Origin of the sequence: Sphingomonas sp. CCH9-E2 (assembly GCF_001557215.1) — a bacterium.
Classification (GTDB): Bacteria; Pseudomonadota; Alphaproteobacteria; order Sphingomonadales; family Sphingomonadaceae; genus Sphingomonas.
In genome coordinates, this window is record NZ_LSJM01000245.1 from 1 (window position 1) to 1,151 (window position 1,151).

Below are 1,151 nucleotides of genomic sequence, written 5' to 3' on the forward strand. Positions count from 1 at the left end.
GTTCCCGACATGCCGGTGCTGGAAGAAGGCGAACAGGAAGAGATCCGCCGCGCGATCCTCGCCGAAATCGGCGCCGAAGACAGCCGCGCGCCGCTCGCCACGATCTTTCAGGATTATGGCGTCCGCTGCAAAATGCGCGGCGTCGATCCCGGGATGGACCTCCCCGCGTTCCGCAGCGCGCTCGCGCTCGCACGCGCCGGCATCACCGATCGCACCGGCTGGGACGACGCGCTCACCCTCGCCGCGTCGCTGCCCGAAGAGATGCTCGCCCCCTTCCTCGGCATCGCCAAGGCCGCGCGCGCGGGCGAACCCTGCCCGTCGGACGCGCGCATCGCCGCGCTCTACGGCACCAGCTCAATGGGCCGCGCCAAGCGCATGATGGCGCATATCGAGGAAAAGGGCCTGATCGTCGCGCGCACCGACCTGTCGGGCAAGCGCAGCGTCAGCCTCCCCCATCTCGGCTGGACCACCGCGCCCGCCTGGCCCGATCCGGCCAAGCCCCCGCCCGTCGGCCGCACCGCGGTGCGCGCGGCGGAACGGGCGAAATTGCTTTAGTGATAGGCTAATCCTCCCCCGCCAGGGGAAGGTGGCACGCGAAGCGTGACGGAGGGGCAGGAAGGGAGTTCGCTCAAGCCGGGAGGAAACAGCCGTCCTCCCCCTCCGTCGCCTGCGGCGACACCTCCCTCTGGCGGGGGAGGATTAAGTATTTAGACCAGCACGAGCCCGACGATCACCAGCACCGCGCACGCGCCGATCGCCTCGACATAGGCGCACCAGCGCACCGCTGGCTCAGGCGCGACGGCCTCAGCCGGCACCTCGCGAAATACTTCAGTGGCAGTGTGCAGCAATGACGTTCGCATAACATCCTCCCCCAAGGATGAAGCATGCTGCGCCCGGTTACCCGCACTGTCGAGTCACAGAATCGTCATAGGGGTTTGCACTTACCCAAAACGGGATTCCGCCCCCATTTGTCGGCCCGGGCGCGACCCGGGCCTGGGCTCGTTCGTCAACCGGGCAACGTCCGCCCGGTGAGACGTCAGGCACCAGCTACCATCTCCCCCGCCGCCCCGGCGCGCGCGGCGACCAGAAATTCGACATTCCCCTCCGGTCCGGTGATCGGGCTGGTCGTCACCCCCGCGACCTCCCAGCCC

The 1,151-nt window shown here is 68.6% G+C and carries 1 protein-coding gene and 2 pseudogenes; 1 reads left to right on the plus strand and 2 read right to left on the minus strand.

Annotation, left to right across the window (positions count from 1 at the left end):
* Positions 1–555, plus strand: a pseudogene (locus AX681_RS22485) (ATP-binding protein); the annotation flags it as partial.
* Between the two features lie 152 nt (positions 556–707).
* Here AX681_RS22485 and AX681_RS21970 read toward each other — a convergent pair.
* Positions 708–860, minus strand: a complete 153-nt coding sequence (locus AX681_RS21970; RefSeq protein ID WP_156442677.1) for a hypothetical protein — start codon at positions 858–860, stop codon at positions 708–710.
* A 176-nt stretch (positions 861–1,036) separates the two neighbouring features.
* A pseudogene (locus AX681_RS21975) lies at positions 1,037–1,151 on the minus strand (TlyA family rRNA (cytidine-2'-O)-methyltransferase); the annotation flags it as partial.

Coding starts and splice junctions, on each gene's coding strand:
- AX681_RS21970 (WP_156442677.1), bottom strand. CDS start 860: ATGCGAACGTCATTGCTGCACACTGCCACTGAAGTATTTCGCGAGGTG.